The sequence below is a fragment of the Marinibacterium profundimaris genome, from assembly GCF_002210095.1.
Taxonomy (GTDB): Bacteria; Pseudomonadota; Alphaproteobacteria; order Rhodobacterales; family Rhodobacteraceae; genus Marinibacterium; species Marinibacterium profundimaris.
In genome coordinates this window covers 62,586-81,472 of the sequence record NZ_AQQR01000005.1, presented here as the reverse complement: position 1 = coordinate 81,472, position 18,887 = coordinate 62,586, and the positions used below count along the sequence as shown (strand labels likewise).

General features: G+C 62.4%; 20 protein-coding genes. 10 read left to right on the top strand and 10 right to left on the bottom strand.

The genetic code is table 11. The features are described 5' to 3' along the window. Nucleotides 1-50: 50 nt before the first annotated feature. Nucleotides 51-629, bottom strand: a complete 579-nt coding sequence (locus ATO3_RS14115; RefSeq protein ID WP_408630818.1) for a thioredoxin family protein — start codon at nucleotides 627-629, stop codon at nucleotides 51-53. Between the two features lie 21 nt (nucleotides 630-650). Further along, the gene (locus ATO3_RS14110; RefSeq protein WP_088650516.1) at nucleotides 651-1,391 is read right to left on the bottom strand and encodes a cytochrome c biogenesis CcdA family protein; all 741 of its coding nucleotides are present in this window, start codon (nucleotides 1,389-1,391) and stop codon (nucleotides 651-653) included. Nucleotides 1,392-1,475: 84 nt separating this feature from the next. On the opposite strand from ATO3_RS14110, the gene ATO3_RS14105 reads away from it, so the two are divergent. The 4 genes from ATO3_RS14105 to ATO3_RS28845 all read left to right on the top strand — a co-directional run bounded on the left by ATO3_RS14105 (nucleotide 1,476) and on the right by ATO3_RS28845 (nucleotide 3,949). Then, complete coding sequence (locus ATO3_RS14105; RefSeq protein ID WP_233152148.1) at nucleotides 1,476-1,847, top strand: thioredoxin domain-containing protein; 372 nt, start codon at nucleotides 1,476-1,478, stop codon at nucleotides 1,845-1,847. Between the two features lie 90 nt (nucleotides 1,848-1,937). Then, a complete protein-coding gene (locus ATO3_RS14100) occupies nucleotides 1,938-2,231 on the top strand; it encodes an ArsR/SmtB family transcription factor (protein ID WP_233152165.1) in 294 nt (97 codons plus the stop codon). Nucleotides 2,232-2,267: 36 nt separating this feature from the next. Further along, the gene (locus ATO3_RS14095) at nucleotides 2,268-3,314 is read left to right on the top strand and encodes a YeeE/YedE family protein (RefSeq protein WP_088650515.1); all 1,047 of its coding nucleotides are present in this window, start codon (nucleotides 2,268-2,270) and stop codon (nucleotides 3,312-3,314) included. Nucleotides 3,315-3,664: 350 nt separating this feature from the next. After that, on the top strand, nucleotides 3,665-3,949 hold the full coding sequence (locus ATO3_RS28845; protein ID WP_158217976.1) for a TolC family protein: 285 nt from the start codon (nucleotides 3,665-3,667) through the stop codon (nucleotides 3,947-3,949). Between the two features lie 81 nt (nucleotides 3,950-4,030). Here ATO3_RS28845 and ATO3_RS14085 read toward each other — a convergent pair whose 3' ends face one another. Continuing rightward, the gene (locus ATO3_RS14085) at nucleotides 4,031-5,122 is read right to left on the bottom strand and encodes a CHASE2 domain-containing protein (RefSeq protein WP_269845411.1); all 1,092 of its coding nucleotides are present in this window, start codon (nucleotides 5,120-5,122) and stop codon (nucleotides 4,031-4,033) included. Nucleotides 5,123-5,143: 21 nt separating this feature from the next. Here ATO3_RS14085 and ATO3_RS28840 point away from each other — a divergent pair, with 21 nt between their 5' ends. The 5 genes from ATO3_RS28840 (at nucleotide 5,144) to ATO3_RS14060 (ending at nucleotide 9,874) form a co-directional block, all read left to right on the top strand. Further along, nucleotides 5,144-5,545, top strand: coding sequence for a FecR family protein (locus ATO3_RS28840; protein ID WP_158217975.1), 402 nt, complete (start codon nucleotides 5,144-5,146; stop codon nucleotides 5,543-5,545). After that, complete coding sequence (locus tag ATO3_RS14075; protein WP_088650513.1) at nucleotides 5,536-6,066, top strand: hypothetical protein; 531 nt, start codon at nucleotides 5,536-5,538, stop codon at nucleotides 6,064-6,066. Before ATO3_RS28840 ends, ATO3_RS14075 begins: the two co-directional genes overlap by 10 nt. 204 nt (nucleotides 6,067-6,270) lie before the next feature. Then, nucleotides 6,271-6,657 carry a DUF302 domain-containing protein gene (locus tag ATO3_RS14070; protein ID WP_088650512.1) on the top strand — a complete coding sequence of 129 codons (387 nt, stop codon included), beginning with the start codon at nucleotides 6,271-6,273 and terminating at the stop codon, nucleotides 6,655-6,657. Between the two features lie 615 nt (nucleotides 6,658-7,272). Further along, complete coding sequence (locus tag ATO3_RS14065; protein WP_088650511.1) at nucleotides 7,273-8,802, top strand: lipopolysaccharide biosynthesis protein; 1,530 nt, start codon at nucleotides 7,273-7,275, stop codon at nucleotides 8,800-8,802. A gap of 67 nt (nucleotides 8,803-8,869) precedes the next feature. Then, nucleotides 8,870-9,874: a sulfotransferase family protein gene (locus tag ATO3_RS14060; protein ID WP_158217974.1), complete on the top strand. Its 1,005-nt coding sequence runs from the start codon at nucleotides 8,870-8,872 to the stop codon at nucleotides 9,872-9,874. Nucleotides 9,875-10,081: 207 nt separating this feature from the next. On the opposite strand, the gene ATO3_RS14055 is transcribed toward ATO3_RS14060, so the two are convergent. From ATO3_RS14055 to ATO3_RS14030, 6 genes are all read right to left on the bottom strand, one after another. Beyond that, nucleotides 10,082-11,080, bottom strand: coding sequence for a glycosyltransferase (locus ATO3_RS14055; RefSeq protein ID WP_143747275.1), 999 nt, complete (start codon nucleotides 11,078-11,080; stop codon nucleotides 10,082-10,084). Between the two features lie 82 nt (nucleotides 11,081-11,162). Further along, a complete protein-coding gene (locus ATO3_RS14050) occupies nucleotides 11,163-12,149 on the bottom strand; it encodes a glycosyltransferase family 2 protein (protein ID WP_088650508.1) in 987 nt (328 codons plus the stop codon). A gap of 211 nt (nucleotides 12,150-12,360) precedes the next feature. Continuing rightward, a complete protein-coding gene (locus ATO3_RS14045; protein ID WP_088650719.1) occupies nucleotides 12,361-13,014 on the bottom strand; it encodes a sugar transferase in 654 nt (217 codons plus the stop codon). Between the two features lie 342 nt (nucleotides 13,015-13,356). Further along, nucleotides 13,357-14,439, bottom strand: coding sequence for a Gfo/Idh/MocA family protein (locus ATO3_RS14040; protein ID WP_088650507.1), 1,083 nt, complete (start codon nucleotides 14,437-14,439; stop codon nucleotides 13,357-13,359). A 7-nt stretch (nucleotides 14,440-14,446) separates the two neighbouring features. Next, nucleotides 14,447-15,469 carry a glycosyltransferase family 2 protein gene (locus ATO3_RS14035; protein WP_088650506.1) on the bottom strand — a complete coding sequence of 341 codons (1,023 nt, stop codon included), beginning with the start codon at nucleotides 15,467-15,469 and terminating at the stop codon, nucleotides 14,447-14,449. Further along, nucleotides 15,466-16,317 carry a family 16 glycosylhydrolase gene (locus ATO3_RS14030; RefSeq protein ID WP_088650505.1) on the bottom strand — a complete coding sequence of 284 codons (852 nt, stop codon included), beginning with the start codon at nucleotides 16,315-16,317 and terminating at the stop codon, nucleotides 15,466-15,468. The genes ATO3_RS14035 and ATO3_RS14030 overlap by 4 nt, the downstream gene beginning before the upstream one ends. Before the next feature lie 78 nt (nucleotides 16,318-16,395). Here ATO3_RS14030 and ATO3_RS14025 point away from each other — a divergent pair, with 78 nt between their 5' ends. After that, a complete protein-coding gene (locus ATO3_RS14025) occupies nucleotides 16,396-17,331 on the top strand; it encodes a glycosyltransferase family 2 protein (protein ID WP_088650504.1) in 936 nt (311 codons plus the stop codon). Between the two features lie 127 nt (nucleotides 17,332-17,458). On the opposite strand, the gene ATO3_RS14020 is transcribed toward ATO3_RS14025, so the two are convergent. Next, a complete protein-coding gene (locus ATO3_RS14020) occupies nucleotides 17,459-18,787 on the bottom strand; it encodes a polysaccharide biosynthesis/export family protein (RefSeq protein ID WP_088650503.1) in 1,329 nt (442 codons plus the stop codon). Between the last annotated feature and the right edge of the window lie 100 nt (nucleotides 18,788-18,887).

Genomic DNA, 18,887 nt, shown 5'->3' with positions numbered 1-18,887 from the left:
AATATTTAGATCTGAGACACTCCCGGCTCGCGGTTGTCTCTTGCCGGTTTTCAGTTTGCCCGGGCCTCGATCATCCGCGCGTGGTATTTCTGGAACGGCTCGTCGCCGTCATAGCCATTCTCCAGCACCCAGGTGAGCAGGTCGAAGGTCGTCGACTTGCCGAAGGCGCCAGGCATCGTGGCGACCGCCACCTCCGAGGCAACACCATCCTCCGGCGCCTCCTCCGGCAGGAACATCATGGTGGGCGTGAAGAGCATCCCCCAGCGGCGCACCATCTCTTTCTCGGGCAGCGCGGTGCCGTCGAAATCGGTCACCTCCACATCCCCGAACATATTGATCTGTATTACGAAATACTTCTCGTCCAGCAGCGCGGCAATCTCGGGGTCGACAAAGACCTCCTCGTGCATCTTGCGGCAGTAGATGCATCCGCGCTGCTCGACCAGGACCAGCAGGCGCTTACCTTCCGCCTGTGCCTCGGCAAGGTCCTCGGACAGGTCGCGGAAGGTGTCGTGCATCCAGTGCGCCTTGTGCAGCCCGTCATCGCCGATCTCCGCCGCCGCCACGGGCAGCGCCAGCAGCAGGGCGGTGGCCAGCGCGGCCAGGCTGCGCTTCGGGTCCGGTTTTCTCATCATAGTCCTCCCTTCGGATCATCACCCGACGTTCGCGAACCACGGCACGTGGTCCAGCATCCATTGCGCGATCGCGTTGACCGAGTTGGTCGCGATCAGCACGGCGAAAAGGATCAGCAGAACCCCCATCGCCATCTCGACCTTGCCCATGTGCCGTCGGAACCGCTGCATCCAGCGCATGAACGGCCCGACGAACAGCGCCGCCAGCACGAAGGGTGCCGTCATCCCCACCCCGTAGGTAAAGAGCAGCATCGCCCCGCGCGTGGCCGCCTCGGCGCCCGCCGCGGTGAACAGGATCGCCGCCAGAACCGGCCCCACGCAGGGGGTCCAGCCAAAGGCGAAGGCCAGCCCGATCAGGTAGGCGCCGACGAGGTTCACGTCGTGCACGTCCCCCGCCTCGGCCCGCCATTCGCGGTAGAGCAGCGGGATCCGCACCACCCCGAGGAAGTGCAGCCCCATGGCGAAGATCAGCGCCGCGGCGACCCAGCGCAGCACGTGGAAATACTCGCGCATCACCTGCCCCAGCGCGGTCGCCGTCGCGCCCAGCAACACGAAAACCGTGATCACGCCCAGAGCGAACAGCACCGAAGCCAGGACCGCGCGGCGACGCACACGAACCGGAACCGCACCTTCGGCCGACAGCTGGCCGACGCTGGTACCGGCGAGGTAGCCCAGGTAGAAGGGCACCATCGGCAGGATGCACGGCGATGCAAAAGACAGCAGGCCAGCCAGAAGAGCACCCAAGAACGTGACATCGAACATTTCAGCGGGCCGCCTTGCTTTACTAATTCATATATTAGATTATGTATCTTTAAATTCGCGGGTCAATCAGGCAAAGAGATAATCGTGGCAAGACTTCTGGTTGCGGCCCTGTTGGCGGCCCTGTCCGCTCCGGGCTGGGCTGACGTTGCCCTCCTCATGGGTGAGGAAAAGGGCTGCCCCTGGTGTGCGCGGTGGCATGCCGAGATCGGCGATGCCTACGCCAGGACCTCCGAAGGCCGGGCTGCTCCCTTGATGCGCTACGACGTCCACCGTCCGCTGCCGGATGGGGTAACGCTTTCGAAACCGGTGTTTTTCACCCCTACGTTCGTTCTATTGATGGATGGCGCGGAGGTGGCCAGACTCGAGGGCTACCCGGGAGAGGATTTCTTCTGGGGTCTTCTTGGACAGATGCTCGCCGACGCGAATGTGCAGTTTGTAGATACGCAGGACGACTGACCGATGCCGGCAGACAACGACAGGATGAATGACGCGGACGAACCGGACACCAAGCTGCCCGTCTTCGACAAGAACACCTCGTCCGATGACATGGAGCGAATGATGCGCAATGCGATGCGCGCGTCGAACTTCCTCAAGGCGCTTGGCCACGAGGGCCGGATGATGATCCTCTGTCACCTCGCCTCGGGCGAGAAATCGGTGACGGAACTGGAGGAACTGCTCTCTGCGCGACAGGCCGCTGTCTCTCAGCAACTGTCGCGGCTGCGGCTGGAAGGACTGGTCACACCAAGGCGGGAGGGCAAGACCATCTACTACGCCTTGACAGACGAACGGCCGCGCAAAATCATGGAAGTTGTCTACGACCTGTTCTGTCGGGAGGAGTGACCGCATGCCTCGTGCGGTCGGGCACAGGGCGATGAAATGCTGGATTATCTATCCGAGGCGCAATTCGTTGCGCTGATTGGGCTGGCCGGAGGGATCGTGCTGGGCCTGGCCGCCCGCTGCGGCCGGTTCTGCACGCTCGGCGCCATAGAGGATCTGCTTTACGGGGCCGACGACCGGCGCATCAGAACGTGGGGCATCGCCATCGGCACCGCCGTGATCTCGGCGCATCTGGCGATGTGGGCCGGCCTGATCCGTCCCGAAGACACCGCCTATGTCGCCATGACCTGGAGCCCGCTGGCCACGATCGTCGGCGCGCTGCTCTTCGGCTACGGCATGGCGCTCAGCGGCAACTGCGGCTACGGCGCGCTGGCCCGCCTCGGCGGCGGCGATCTGCGCTCGCTCGTGATTGTCGTCGTGATGGGGGTATCCGCATATATCCTCATGTCAGGTCCGCTGGCCCAGCTCAGGGTCGCCGTGTTTCCGGTGTACGAAGCGAACAGCCCGCAAAGCCTGTCGCTTCTGATCGAGTCCCGAACCGGCCTGCCGGCCTGGGTCTGCGGCGTGGCGATCGGCCTGATCCCGATCGGCGTCGCGTTTTCCGGTCAGCGGGTACCGATGCGGCCCCGCCAGGTCTTCTGGGGCGCCATGGTCGGGCTCGCCATCGTATCGGGCTGGATCGGCACGCAATGGATCGCCGATGTCGGCTTTTCAACCTTCCCCGCCCGCACCCACACCTTCGCCGCGCCACTGGGGGAGACCCTGATCTATCTGATGACCGCATCCGGCACACCGCTCTCATTCGGCGTCGGCTCCATATTCGGTGTCCTGCTGGGGGCCCTGATCGGGGCGCTGTTGCGGCGCGAATTCCGCTGGGAGGCCTGCGACGATTCCCGCGAACTCAAACGGCAGATCCTCGGCGCGGCGATGATGGGCGCAGGCGCCATCCTGGCCTTCGGCTGCAGCATTGGCCAGGGCGTCTCGGCGTTTTCCGTGCTCGCCTACAGCGCCCCTCTTACGCTTCTGCTGATCTTTGCCGGCGCGGCCCTTGGGCTGCGGCACCTGATCGTCGGTTACTCGGTCTGACTCTGGCGGTCCGGGGCGGCCGGGATTTGGCCCAGGCTCGATGCTCCGAACCCGTCCTGCCCGTCTGGACCAGAGCCCTTCTGACAGAGCCCGGCAGAGCCATCGACCTGCAGGATACCCTGCCCCCCCTCCCGTATCCGTTCGGCATAGCACCCGCCACGAGCCGTCGCGTGGCAGCCCGAGACGACCGCCGTGCAAAGGCGGTCCCGTGGGGCTGCAAGACGACCACGAACCCGACTGCGCAAGGACAGGATGGCTGTCCCATACATCGCGCCGAGCATCGCGCGTTCCTGTTTTCGAAATTTCCCGGGCCCGACCTCACCACGATCATTCAGCCAACGGCCAGTGTTGTGCAGATCAGCAGCGCGCAGACAAACAACTTTCGCATCAAGGCCGCGAATTCGCAGATCGGTGCGCGCGAATTCGAAAGCCGGGCCGCCCAGGCCGACCACCTTCCGCAGGTGATGCTCGGCGCGACCGCCTCGGTCGGCGATGACCTCGACGGCTCCTACGGCACCGACAGCCGGGCCTACCTGGGCCTGTCGATGAACTGGAACATCTCCAACGGTGGCCGCAGGGAACGCATCGCGGCCCTGCTCGAACGCAAGAACGAGGCGCTCTACGAACGGATGTAGGCTGCAGCGCCTGGCGGCCTCGATCGAGCAGGCCGAGAACGAGCTCGCGGCGGCCCGGACGGTCCATACCCTCAGCGCCCGTCAACGGCTGGCGCAGCTGCAGGTCGAACTCGCCGTGGTCCAGGAGGCCCTGCGCGCGGCGCAGGCGTGCCTGGCGTGGTTCGGATCCTCCAGCGGCGCGTTCCAGAGGGCCATCACCGCCTCGCCCATGAAGTTGCCGATCGTTCCGCCACGCTCCATGATCTCCGTCGACATCTCGGTAAGGAAGCGGTTCATGAACCGGGTCAGCTGACGGGGATGATCCCTGAAGCTCTCTGCCACGGCCGTGAAATCGCGGACGTCCGAAAAGAGCACGGTCAGGTCCTGCCGCTCTCCCCCCAGCTGAAGCGCCCCGGGCGTGTCCGCCATCCGCGCCACCAGCGCGGGCGAGACGTACTGGCCGAACACGCTGCGGATCTGCTGTTTCCGGAATTCCTCGCGCAGGTAGTTCGATCCGGACAACAGCATCAGCACCAGGATCGTGGCGCTCGCCGGAAAGGTCGGGTCCAGCAACTGGTTCCGGTCGATGAAGATATAATAGCTGAAACCGATGTAACCCCCGATCAGCAGAACCGAGCCGAAGATCAGCCTTCGGGCCGAGATCATCGGCGCCAGCACGATGACCAGCAGGCCTATCGCCATGGCGATGGTCAGTTCCAGCGCATCCGAGAAGTTCGGCCTGAGCAGCAGCTCTCCGGCCAGCACGTTTTCCAGAAGCTGCGCATGGATCTCGACCCCCGCCATCGGCACGCCCAGCGGGGTCGCCCGGAAATCCTCCAGCCCGATCGCCGAGGTGCCGACCAGGACAAGGTGCCCGTTCAGCCGCCCCGGCGGCACCCGGTCCGCCAGGAGATCGCCGGCCGACACGAACCGGTCCGGGTCCGAGTACGAAAACCGGGGCCAGACCGTGGCGTCCGCCTCGGTCCGGATAAACTGCCCGGCGACCACGATCCCGTCTATGCCGGCCTCGTTCGACCGGATGGCAAAGGCCTGTCCCCCGGTTGCGACCCGCAGCAGTTCCATCGACAGGGTCAGGCGCAGTGCGTCCTGCACCTTCATGGCGATAGGCACGCGACGATAGACACCGTCGGCGTCCGGCCGGACGGTGAACTCGGTGCGGCGGAGTTTGTCCAGCTGGGCGGCGCCGCCGATCTCGTGCCTGTCGGCCAGGTCGAGAAGATCTCGGGCCCGGCCACCGTGCCGCGCGCCGACGGGACGGTCGAACCGCTCAATGTCGGGGTGAAGATCTTCCAGAACGACGTGCTGTCGACGGGACCCGGCGGAACGCTGTCGACGACCTTCGCCGACGGCACGACCTTCTCGTTGGCTCCGGATTCGCGCATGGTCATCAATCAGCTCGGCTATTCTCCCGGCGGCGGCAACGACACCGGCAAGTTCGACCTGATCCAGGGCGGCTTCGTGTTCATCGCCGGCCAGGTGGCCAAGACCGGCGACATGGATGTCACGACCCCCGCCGCCACCATGGGCATCCGCGGCACCAACGTGTCGACCCAGATCTTCCTCGAGAACGGATCGCGAAGATCCTCGTGGCGCTGAACCCCGATCCGGACGGCCAGATCGACCTGTCGGGACTGGACGGCGAGCTGATCGGGATCATCACCTCGATCTCGACCATGTGGCGGGTTTCTCCGGTTCCCGGCGAGACCCAGGAACTGCCCCGCACGATGGAGGACTTCCCCGACGGCAGTTCCCTGATCGAAGAAGCCCTCACAGCCTTCCGCCTGGCCATCGCACGGATCGACGCCGGGCAGACATTCGTCGAAATGGGCTCGTCGCGCAGCCCGGACGGCGGGTTCGGCACCGGGCCGCCGACCGAGTTCGACAACCAGGACTTCGCTCCGCCCCCGGCACCGCCGCCTCGCAATGACAATGGCGGCGGACCGGGACGGCGCGACACGGGCGATGATGCGAACCTCGACATCGACAATCAGCCTGAGGACGGGTGGTGCGGGACGGGTTCGAACGCGTTTCGGCTTGGACAGCGGCCCTGCCTTTCAGCCGTGCTAAGCTGGCGCCGCTTGGCAAGAGCGGCGGCGCGGCTAAGCTTGAAATTCTGACGTGAGAGGCTTGGATGGCGGCAAACATCTGAGGACTTCGCATCCGCCGGAAGCGTCGCATCGCGCGAGCTCGTCGTCGGACTGGTAAATGCGGGGTCGCCGCTTGGTTGTTCAGCCAGTGGCCGGTTTCGCGAAGGTGTTCGGCGCCGATCGCCGTCAAGGCCGCGGTGCAGGACCGAAGCAAATGAGAGAAAGGGCTTTTCGATGAGCTACACGATCAACAGAATGATTTCTGGCGCGGATATCGACAGCATCGACGACCGGACGCGAAAAGCGCTGGCGGACAATGGCTTTGGCGTGCTGACCGAGATCGACGTCAAGGTGACGATGAAGAAGAAGCTGGACGTGGACATGCCGGCCTATCGCATCCTCGGCGCCTGCAATCCGAAGATGGCGCATCAGGCGATCGGGATCGAGCCTCGGGTGGGCGCGATGCTGCCCTGCAACGTCATCCTGCGCGAGGTCGAGGGTGGCGTGGAGGTCAGCGCCATCGATCCGGTTGCCTCAATGCAGGCGATCGAGAACGCCGAACTGACGGCTGTTGCAGGTGAGGTCCGCGATCTTCTGGCGAAAGCCGTCGCCGCGATCTGAGATGCGCCTGCGCGGCGGCAGTTTCGCAGGTCTGGCGCTTCTGGCTGCCGGCCTGTTCGGCGTCTGGCACTCTGCCCTAGGTGTTCGCCGAAGCGCGGGGCCTTCTAAGCCGTGATCGCCTGGAGGTTCCCGTGACGCGCGCAGGCGCCTGGGGACGGCCTTGTTGCGCCAATCGAACGACAGGCAGTCCGGCTTCCAAGCCCGGCCATTGCCGCGGATTGGGACAACCGGCTCCGCGGTGTGATCGACGAGCTCGGCATGGCAGCGACGGGTGTCGCAAGCACCGTCCGCAGTGACAGAACACTCGACAGAAATTTTACAACCCTGGCGGGCCTGATCGAATCGGGCCGGTGCCACGGGATGGATTTGGGCTTTGCGACGCACGAGCCTGCCGGAAATGCCTTTTGCATGCGCTGAATCGGACATGGATCGCCTGACATTCGTGTCGGACCACCGGAAAGCTTGCCGCAAATAGCGCTTCGGGCCATATGAAAAAGACATTCTCGAAAATGGCCGTCAATTCTGCGGCACATCTCTGATTTCACGATTTCATATGTGCGGCCGCCTGAATTCCGGCACTCACCAGCACGCCGTACCAGTTCCCGGAGCACGCGGATGAGCCCCAGGCCTCCCAACAAATGGAGCAGCGAAACCGGGGGCGCACGCGGATTTCTGGTCAGCGTCGGATCGCTGGCCTCGGCCCGCGTTTTCCTGGCGGTCTCGCAGATTCTGGTGCTGCCGATCATGGCCCGGCAACTGTCCATCGAGGATTTCGCCATCATGGCGCTGGCGATGACGGCCGTGATCCTGACCCAGACCCTTAGCGATTCCGGTCTGGGGCGCTCGCTTATCCGCGCGTCCGAGTATGATCACGAGGAATGGTCCAGCGTTTTCTGGCTGATGGTCGCGGTGGGCTTGGGGCTGGCGCTGATCACCTGCGCCCTCGGCCCGGTAATGGCCTGGTTCTACGACGAACCACGGCTGGTCGGGCTGCTGGCTGTGCTTTCCACTGTGCCCCTCGTCCAGGCGATAACGGCTGCGCCAAACGCGGAAGTCGAACGGCGCGAGAAGTTCAACGCAATCGCGCGGGTGCAGATGACGACCACGACGGTCAGCCTGGCGCTGGCCGTGGGGCTGGCGCTGGTTGGCGCCGGCGTCTGGGCGCTGGTGGCGCAGCAGCTGGCGCTTGCGCTCGTGCGGCTCGTCGGCATTGTCCGGCTCAGCACCTTCCGCCCCGCCTGGGTGTTCCGCGCCGACAAGCTGGGCCATCACCTGGTTTTCGCCCGCGACACGATCATCCAAAGCATCCTCTCAACGGTGCGCCGGCAGTTCCTTGTGTTGATCATAGGTCGCGTGCTGGGGGCCAAGGATGTGGGCTACTTCGCAATGAGCCAGCGCTTCAGCCGGCTTGCGCAATTCGGTATCGCCGGGCCCATGTCCAGCATCGTCTATGTCCGCATGGCCAAGGCCCAGGGCAATCCCCAACGGCTGGCCGAGATATATCTGGGTTCCATGCGTCTCCTGGCGCTTATCCTTATCGTCCCCATGGCCATGCTCGCCGCCGGCAGCGCGCCGATCTTCGCGCTTTTCCTGGGCGATGAATGGCGACCGGTGGCGCCGATCTTCGCCATGTCGATTGGCGGGCTGACGCTGGAAGCCATCGTGCTGTTCTTCCTCAATTGCTTGTTCCGGGCGCTATCGCGCACCGACCGGCTGGTGCGGATCACGGTCGAGGGTATGGTGCTGCAGATCGTGCTGGGCCTGTCGGCCTTCCACAGCCTTCAAGCGGTTGCCATATCGATGACTGTTTGGTCCTTCATCATGGTGCCGCGCGGCTGGCAGATGGCCCGGCAGCTGATCCCGCTGAGCTACCGGGACGCCATCGCGGTGCTGGTGCCCGGCCTGGCCGTCGCCACGGTGAGCATCGCGATCTATTGGCAGCTGACGCGTATCCTGGCGCCATCCGACTGGGGTGCAGCCGGGCTCGCCATTTTGATCGGCATCGCCGGGCTTGGCGTGGAGGTCGCGATCAATTGGAAGGGCCTGCGCCGCGCGGTCGGTATGTTCCGTGCCGATGACGCTCAGTCGGCCCGCCCCATCAACACGAATAGCGCCCCCATGCCACCGCCGCTGAGCCCCCAATAGCCCGCTGTCCAGCGCGCCCGGCAGACCCGCACGCACCCTATGTCCCGCAAACGGAGGAGACCCCAAGGTGACACATACGCCGCTCACCCGCCGCCCCGCTTCGGCCTCCCGTGCCCCCGCACCCGATTTCATCATCGGAGGGGCTCCTAAATGCGGGACGACCTCTTTGCATTTCATCCTGGATCAGCATCCCGAAATCGCGCTGCCGCAGGATGAAGTGAATTTCTTCGATGCCGACGATCCGCTCAACTGGCCGGATTTCTTCCGAGTAGAGGGCGGACAATTGCACTGGCTGGACACGGCGACGGATGATGGTGCGCGGGCCGAATGGTATCGCGGGCTCTATGCGAAGCTGGGCAATCACAAGCTGCTGGGGGAGGATTCCACGCAGTATCTGTTCTCGCCGATAGCGCCTCGTCGGGTGAAGGCGCGGTTGCCGGACGCAAAGGTCATATTCATGCTGCGCGATCCGGTGCGGCGGGCCTATTCGCAATACTGGCACGAAATGAAGATGATGCGCGCGACCTGTTCCTTCGAGAACGCGCTGACGGCGATGCCGCAGATCGTGGCGCAATCAACCTATGCACCGCATTTGCGGACATGGTTCGACGTACTGGGCAGTGACAAGGTGCTGGTGATCCTGATGGAGGATTTCCAAAAGGACATTCAGGCCAACATGGACCGCATTGCCGATTTCATCGGGATCGAGCGGTTCGATGTGTCGGATTACGATCTTTGGTTCAACCGAAGCTATTATCCGGTCTGGCCGCGGGGCCAGATGCTGATGAACCATGTCGGCAAACGCGTCGCGCGCCTGCGCTACCGAACCCACATGAAAACCGACTGGACCCGACGCGACGACATCAACAACAAGATCTATCAGAAGTGGTTTCACAAGGTGAACCCGATCCTGTTCCGGGCCGAGAAGGCGCCGCCGATGAAGCCCGAAACCGAAAGCTATCTCGCCGCGCATCTGAGCGAACGCAACGAAGGGCTCGACACCTTGCTCGACATGAATCTGCGGAAGGTCTGGAAATCGTGGCAGCCGATGGATCGCGGTCAGGCGGCCTGAGACCGAGCGCCGGATCCGTCGCCCCCCGCAGCCGTCCGGCAAGCGGGCCAGAGCCCGGCCACGATCGGTCTGATCTCAATCACACCAGCCAAGACAGACCCGCCCGCGCCAGCGCGGCCTGTTTCATCCCCGCCCGTCAGGTTACGCGCGCACCGACTTCCCGTCCCTCGCCTCGGCGCGGCGTCGCAGCACACCCTCAGCGGCCGCTCAGCGGCCTAGGGTTTCGAACAACTCGAGATAACGGCGAGCGCCGGCGGCGAGGCTGAGGTTTTCGAGAACGTATTCGCGTGGCCGATAGCTTGGCAAAGCATCGTAGAATGGATCGAAGGAGGCGAGCAGGTCGGCCGCCTTGGCCCGCATCCCGCAGCGCTCGTCGAAATAGGGCACCGACGACACAGCCAGCCCCGGAGGGGCCTGTTCGCGGTCCTTCGGCGAAGCAAGCTGGCCTTCATCCCAAGCGAGGATCGGCAGGCCGGCCGACATCGCCTCCTGATAGGCCAGCCCCTGGGTCTCGTGCTCGCAGATGAAGACCATGCAGCGGGCCTGGGCGCAGGCGCTGCGGAACTGGCTCAGGTGATGCTCGCCATAGCGCAGCACCACATAGCTGAGCCCGCGCGCTTCCAGATGTGCCTTGAGCGGATCCAGCAATTCGGGCACCCGGTCCGTCCGGAACCAACGGATCTTGTCGTACAGGATCACATCGATTTTCTTGTCCCGACCTGACTGATCGGGCCAGGCGTCAGTGTCGATGCCCACGAACATCGGCTTGACCCGATCGCCGAGAACCGGCCGCCACAGCTGGCAGTACCATTCGCAGGGTTGTGTCACGATCTCCAGGTTGCAGGCGTCCACCACGTCCAGAACATCCTTCGGATCGGGCACCTGCCCCGGCCCGAACATCGCCGGGTTCCCAAGGCGCACGTTCTTGTAGACCGTGTCGAAGCCCGTCAGCCCGATCGGCATGTTCGGATTGGACCGCGCATAGGAGAAATCGTTGATGCGCACGCGGATGCCATCGGATTCAAGGCTGCGCTTCAGATTGAGAAATGCTGTGTAAAAACCGGTATAGGGCTGCAAGTTCCTAAAGCGCCGATAGGCCTGACGCATCATGCCCCGCGCTTCGCTGCGCAAGCGATCGAGTGGCTGTTCCGCGGCACGCTTTTCGTAGCCATCGTAGAACAAGGCGAGGGTGTCAGGTTTTCTCATGGGGCAGTCCGATCCGAATTGTCCGCCTTGAATGTCGAGGTGTCGCTCCGATCAGGCTGGCCCGATTGCCGGAGCGACCGGTTCAATGCGTTGCAGTCTCAACGCCGTAGAAGGCGCTCTTGGGGCGGGAGAACACGCCTGTGACCACGCCGGCATGAAAGCCGGCGCGCATGATCCAGAACACCGTCCGGCTCAGGCCCCAGGGCGGCAGGATGGCCTGGACCCCGCAATAGAGCCCCTTGGCCAGCGACCGTGCCATGAGGCTCAATCGCGGACCGAGGCCCGCCCGCGTGCCGCTGGTCATCGCGCAATGGCCATAGATCTGGCCCGTCCGGTACCTGCGCCGCAACACCCATCCGCCCGACATGCGCTTTTCCTCGACCGGTTCGCGGACGGAGGCCTCCATACAGATATGCATCGGTACATTGCGCCGATGCGCCCTGAAGAAGAAATCGATATCCTCTCCGCCGGTCTTCCCGTACTCGAGGCTGAAGCGCAAACCCCGCACCGAAGGGTTCCGAAGATCGAGCAGCACGTTGCTGGAAAAGCCTGTTTCGATCACACCTCGCGTGGGCGCCGGGATGTTGGAATGGAAATCGTTCTCGACGATCCAGCCCGGCGCATCATCGGCATAAACTGCATGCGCCGGCCCAAAGACGACGCCGGCCCCTGTGTCCTTAGCGGCGTCGATGATCGTCCGCAGCCAGTTCGGTTCTGCGATCTCGTCGTCATCGATGAACACCAGGAAATCACCATCGGCGTGATCCAGGCAAGCATTGCGCGCAATCGATATGTTGCGGTCTGGCGCGTGGATGTACTCGATATCAAGTTTTCGACCGCGAGCGAAGGCGTCAAGTTCGTCTCCCAGCGTCGCCACCTCATCGTTGTCGGACACAACAATCTTGACGAGATGTTTTTGGATACCAGTCTGTCCCGCGATGCTCTCGAGTGTCAGAAAAAGCGAAGGTCTACGGAACGTGCAGATGCCGACGGTGATTTTCCGCCGTTCACAGGAGACATCACTTTCGCAATTCACACCGTAAGTTGAGTGTGTTACAGGTCTCATCATGCTCCTACGAAATCTGGTACGACCCTTGGCGGTCTCCGCGGTAGCGGCGGCCGTTGGCTACTTCCTCTTCGGGGGACCGGTTGTATATTGGGTAATTGGCGCATGGATCGCGAGTATCCCGGTTACTGTCGTTTGGGTCTGGATTCTCCCCGAAAAGAAAGGTCAAGACCCCGAGGAAAACCGCAAACCCTGGTCGCGGGTCCGGCGCTGATCAGCGACCTCCGCTTAAGCGACCCGACATGAAATACTTTGCAGTCCTGAAAAGGATCGTTGCATCGGTCGCCAGTGACGCATTCTGGCAATACCAGGTGTCCATTCTAATTCGTTCGTCATAGGACGAATCCGACCGGCCACCTATTTGCCAGGCCCCCGTCAATCCCGGCCGCAGGGACAAATAGTGGATCTTGTACGGCCCATAGCGCTCGAGCTCTTCGCGGGTCACGGGACGCGGACCCACCATGCTCATTTCACCTGCGAGGACGTTGAAGAGTTGCGGCAATTCGTCGAGGCTGGACTTGCGCATGAGATGTCCGACGAACGGAATGATCCTCGGGTCATCTGATAGCTTCTGATCCCTTTCCCATTCCTCGCGCATCGCCGGATTGGTCTCGAGCATGCTATTCAGCACTTGCTCGGCATCCGGCCGCATCGACCGGAACTTCAGGCACATGAACGGAACGCCATCCCGCCCGATCCGCTGGTGGCGAAAGAACACGCCACCCTGGCTGGTGAGGGAAATGGCCGCCGCGATGAAGAGCATCAGCGGTGCGAAAACTATGATCATCATTATTGCAGAAACAATATCGAAGGCGCGTTTTCCAACAGGGGCAAGTTCGGAATTCAGGTCACTGGTATGAAACGACATGAAAAACTCCAAGGCAGAAACAGAGGCAAGCACTTTAAATTAGACCAGGCGCGATTAGACTTAAGCTTAGATGCTTCCCCCAACAGGCAAATGCGCATAATGCGCCACTAAAAGCTTTTCACAATCTACTAAGCCTTGGCGATCATATTAACACCTTTATGGGCCATAATAGAGTCACGGGATAGAGAGACTCACAATCGTTTCAAACTTGCCCGGATTATAGGCGGGAAATCCGAAGAAATCGGCAAAACTGTGGCGAGACGCCAATGCGTTTGGATCGGCGAGTATCCACCGATTCTCTCGGTCCGTGCGATTTGTGCATGGCCGGAGGCAGGCCAAAGCCTAGGCGGATCTGATTGATTCGACGATCTCGAGAACGCGCAAGGACTCGCCCATCGGCATCTCGGACGCTTCGATCCGGCCGTCGCGCAAGCTTTGCGCCATGCTTTCGGCGGCAAATTGCATACCGGTACCGGGATAGGACGTTCCAAAACGTTTACCCGATCCGACCAGCAGCCGTCGCGCCTGGGCAAAGGCGATCCGGCCCATTGCACTGGACTTCAACCTGCGCTTCCATCCGCTGCCTTCGCGACCGTCAGGGGACACCGGAGAAAATCTCGAGATCCGGGCAGAGTTGGCCGCAATGAAGGCCGGATCGATCTCGATCCGGCCGCGGGTTCCGACGATCTCCATCGTATTGCGAAGAACCGCAGAATGGCTGGCACGCAGCGTGGCCATTACTGTCCCCGCCCCCGATCGAGAGGTCAGCAGGGTGGCCATGTCGCGATCGGCCCCCAAGGCCGAATATTCTACCGCTCCGCTTTGAAAAGAGACGTCGCCCAGGAAATGCAATGCCATGGAGATCGGGTACACGCCGAGATCGAGTAAAACCCCGCCACCGAGCGCGGGATCGACATTCGATTGCCCCGGGGTTTCGAATTGCGGATAGCCCAGGCTGCAGTCGAACTGCACGATGTCACCGATCTCGCCGGCGGCCACGATCTCTCGGCAGGTCCTGGTCACCGGCAGGAAACGGGTCCACATGTTCTCCATGCAGAAGACCTGCGCCGCTTGCGAAGCTTCAAGAATCTCGCGCACGGCGGCTGCCGAGTCCGCCAACGGTTTTTCGCAGAGCACCGCCTTGCCCCCGGCAATAGCGTCCAGCGAGACCTGCTTGTGCAAGCTGTTCGGCAGAGCCACGTAGACCGCGTCGACATTGGGGTCGGCAAGCAACGCCTCGTAATCCGTGTAAATCGTGGCGTTGGCCGCGATGGCCCCGCCGAGGTCACGGCAATGGCGCGCGCGTTCACTCTGGCGCGAGGCGATTGCCGACACCCGGATGCCGTGCGACGCAGAGAGGTCGGCGACAAAGCGGCGCGCGATACCGCCCGCGCCCAACACACCTATGGATACGGTTTCTGGCATTCAGGTCCTAATCTGGTGTTTCACCCTTCTGAAGGCGTCTGTTCAAAGCAGTCAGGGCGCGTTCGCGCGACCGCAAGACGACCTGTTCGGACATGCAGGACACGAGGTACTTGCCCACCGGGATCGGAACCAGGAAAGAGCGGAAGCATTCGCCGACATCACGCGCCTTGACGGCATCTATCAGTCGCATCCAGGCCCATCGTTTCATGGTGTCGATGCGGTGCCGCTTCAGCGCGCCACGTTCTTCCGCCGACAGGTCCGCCCGCATCAAAAGCGCTTCTCCCGCATGCACCAGGGCATGCAACGCGGCAGTGTCATGCTGCCCGCTGAGGGACGTCTTGCGCATGACCGCAAGGTATCCCGCCGGTTTGACCAGGCAGAACCGCGCCCCCTCGACCAAGGCTTCGGCGTAAAACGCGAAATCCTCGCCCAACCGCATATCCTCGCGGTAGCGCAGCCCGGTCTTGCGGATGAACTCCATCGACATCAGTGGCTTCAGAAAGCCCAGCTCTCCACGCGCACCGTTATAGGTCGTGAGGTTGCCCTCGACAAAAGTGGCGAGGTCGATGGGCTCGTGCCCCTCGATCGTCCCACCCAGCAGCCGGGTGCGCTCGCCTTCTTCCTGCCCTTCAGTGACCCGGTAGAGGTCATCCGCGGTGAAATCCCAGTCACCGTCTTCGGCAGCCGCGACAAGCTGCATCAGGCGATCGGGATCCATCATGTCGTCACTGTCGAGCACGGCGGCATAACGTCCCCTGGCCACGTCCAGCGCCAGGTTCCGCGCCGCCGACGGCCCGCCGTTGCGCTCGGCCGACAACACCACGACGCGGGAATCCCCCTCTGCCAGCCGGTGCGCGAGGGACAGTGTGCCATCACGCGACGCATCGTCTGACACCAGCACCTCGACCTCGCAGCCCCGCTGCACCAGGCAGCTTGCCACCGCCCTCTCCAGTGTCGCCTCTGCATTGTAGGCTGCGATGACGACGCTTACGTCCGGAACCGGACCTGAATTATCGGGACCGGCACTCATGGCCGCGGGTTGACGAGGTCGGTGCAGGTCTGTCCGGGGTCGCCCAGCGGCCGGTATGAGACGCAGTAGTATCGTGCCTCGGTGCTCTGTTCGTAAACGACCGGACCGGCCCAGGCCTCCTGCCGGGGGGCAGCATTCCAGATGTTCATGAAAAGTTTGCCGGGGACGGAAGGAATGACGATGTCATCCGAGGTCAGGCGATGGACTTCCTGGCCGCGCACGAACCATGCGACGTAATCCTCTCGCCATTCGAACCGGAAGAGGGTCGGCTCCTCAGCGACATCGAAGCCCAGCGGCACGTAGGTCCCACCGCTCTGCTCACCGTCCACGAAGGTGTTGACGTATAGCGCGTCGGTCCGGCGCCCCATGATCTCGACATCGATCTCATGATGGGGATCGCCGAAATGCGGGCCTGTATAAGTGAAGAAGGACGAAATTACGCCGGTGCCGCTTCCGGCCTTCATCACGACGTCGTAGTCGCCATAATGATGCAACGCGTCCCGTTGGACCTCGGCGCCGAAGAATGCCTTTTGCTCTTCTTCCGGCGCCGGCGCCAGTTTCAGCACCAGCTCACCGCCATTGATCGCCTGTTTGGTGACTGGCATCTGAACCCCGGCCATTTGGCGGCGCCAGCCGGTGATAAAACGATCGCCGCCGAAATCGAAATCGGAAAACCACCAACGCGTCCGAAATCCAACATCTTCAAAGGTTTCAATGAAACCCTCGGCCTTTGGGGTCTGAGCCTGTGCCGAAGTGATGGATGAGGAAAAAAGGCTTGTGCCACAAAGGGCTAAGAAAGTAATCGCAAAAAACGCGCAATGTTTAAATGAGTACAAAATATGCCCCATAGAGCCTCGCTCCTGGTTGACGAAACAATATTCCCTGTGTTCGATACAATGCTATTACATTCCGCAAGGTAGTCCGAGATGTTACCCCGCGCAACTGCCATAATTGCAGCGTATAATGCCGTAAATGAGCTGCCAACAAGCATTGCGGCAGCATTGTGCCAAACTGATGTGCAGATGGAAATCGTTGTTGCAGATGACGCGTCCTCGGATGAGACACCGGCACTGATGGCACAATACCCGGAAGTGAGCTATTTTCGGCTTGAGCAGAATGGTGGCCCTTCCGCCGCACGCAATGCCGCCATCGAGGCCGCCACCGGCGACTGGATCGCCGTGCTGGACGCGGACGATACGATGACACCGGGCCGCCTAGCCTCAATGATCGCGATGGCCGAGGACAAGAATGCCGACATTCTGCTGGGCAATTTCCGGCGGGTAGATGACAAGGGCCGGCCGATTGACGATGAGGCCTATCTCGATCCCGCCAGCTTGGATGCCGACACGCCGCTGAGCATCGAGGATTATGTCGGCCACAACCAGCTGGCGCCGGGCACCCAGAATTGGGGCTACCTCAAACCGCTATTCCGCCGCGACTTCCTGAATCGCCACGCGATCCGCTATGATGTGGGCCTGCGCAACAGCGAGGATTACCACATCATCCTGGCGGCCATCATGGCCGGTGGCCGGGTGTTTGTTTCGCCCGAACCGGATTACCTCTATCGCGTAGCCGAGGGATCGATTTCCCACATCGTCGCGCCGCACCTGTACCAGGCACTGATGAAAGCCGAGCGCGCCTTTGCCGCCGCGCTCGGCTCCGATGTCTCGCCCGAATTGCGCCGTCTTCTGGCAAACCGAATTCACAATCTCGCCATCCTGATGCACAGTGAAGAAGTGATGTTCGCGCTGAAGTCGCATCGCCCGGACCGGGCGGTGATGGCGCTGTTGCGGTATCCGCCCGCGGCTTTGCGCGTGGTGTCACAGTTGAGCGAGGCGGCGGGCAAACGTATGGCGCCTTAGGCCCACGCCGCGCCCGAGCTGACGGCATAAGAATCGCAAGGCAAACTCACACACTGCTTCATAGGGCACCCGGATCGTCGTTCAGAAGCTGCATTCGGGAATGTGGTGTCCGGGCCCCCACCCAGCATCAGTTGGCGGGGTCAAGCGCGCGGCGCTCCACGCGCAAGATGTCACCTGGTCCAATATGGGTCGCGCGGCTCGCCCGCTCTTCGCTGCCATCGCCACCCGCCCTGATCAAGACATATTCGGTGACGAATTCCTGCTCCGACTGAGGCACATCTAGCCCAGAGACCTGCACCAGATTGGTCAGCATGCCCGCCCGCACGGCCAGTTCCTCAATCTGCGCATTCATCCTTTGCAGCTCATCCGTTACCTCGGTGGCAAGCCGCGTGTTCAGCCCCACGATGTCGCGGTCCGCCTCCTTGATGCGTTGTTGCGATCGGAAAAGGGCGTTCTGAAGGTCGAAATCCTGGCTCTCCAGTTCGAACATCGCGCGCAGCGCATCGCGGATCCGATCGTCGCGCACGAGGCCGCGCTCGCCCAGCGCCTGCACATCGTCGATCGCCTCCTGCGCCGTCATGATCTGGCTCTGGAGCCGGTCGCGCTTGGCCTGCAGGTTCCGGATCTCGGTGGTCAGCAACACCTTTAGCTCTTCGAGGTTCTGTGTCTCAAGCATGCGGCCCCGGCGGCGGGCGTCGAACACCGCGCGCTCTTCGTCCACCAAGGCGGTCAGCGCCGCGCGCCCGTCGGGGTGGAAAATGTCGCTGGTGTCGGGGGCAAAGCTCTCCCTCCCTTCAAGCTCGGCCAGCAGGCGCATCACGCGGATGCGCGCCCGCACCTGTTCACGCCTTACGTGCGACAGGCTGCCAGCATCGCGCAGGACAGACCGCAGATCGCCGTTGAGCGCATCGCGGAGCGCCGGCGCGCCGCCCGCCACGGCATAGGCCTGGATCGCGTTGAGCCCTGGCGTCGCCTCATAGGCGCCGGGTTGATCGACGTCACCCAATATGAAGAACGACCGGTACTTCTCAATCTCCAGCGTGACCGAAGGCGGTTCAACCAGTTTCACCCGGTTCTGCAGGTTCTCCGAAACAAGCGCGGAAAGGTCCGGCAAGCTGAGCCCCGAGGCCTCGATCCGGCCGGCCAGCGGGATGTTCAGAAGCCCCTCGGCCGAGATCGTGAAGGTCCCGTTAACGGCGTCCCAAGGCACGTGGGCCAGCTGAGTTTCATCCCAGATTACAGCGCGGAGCTGGATCCGGTCGCCGGAGCCCAGCGTATAGGCCACCACCGATTGCTCAGATTGCCCCGGAGCCGACTGCGACACGAATTGCGCGGACTCTTGTGAATGAGCAGGCTCGCAAATCGCCAGAAAAAGAAGCAAGAGGAAAGAAAAGGCGGCCAAAATACGATCAATACAGGATTTGCCAAGCGTCCAGCCCGGAACTTTCGAATCCATCGTGAAGAACTCCCGCTTAAAGTGTTAATATGTCACTAAGGCCTTTGGCTCTGATATTTGCATTGATTTTAGCAGCTGTATAGCGCCGCCAGAATTTGTG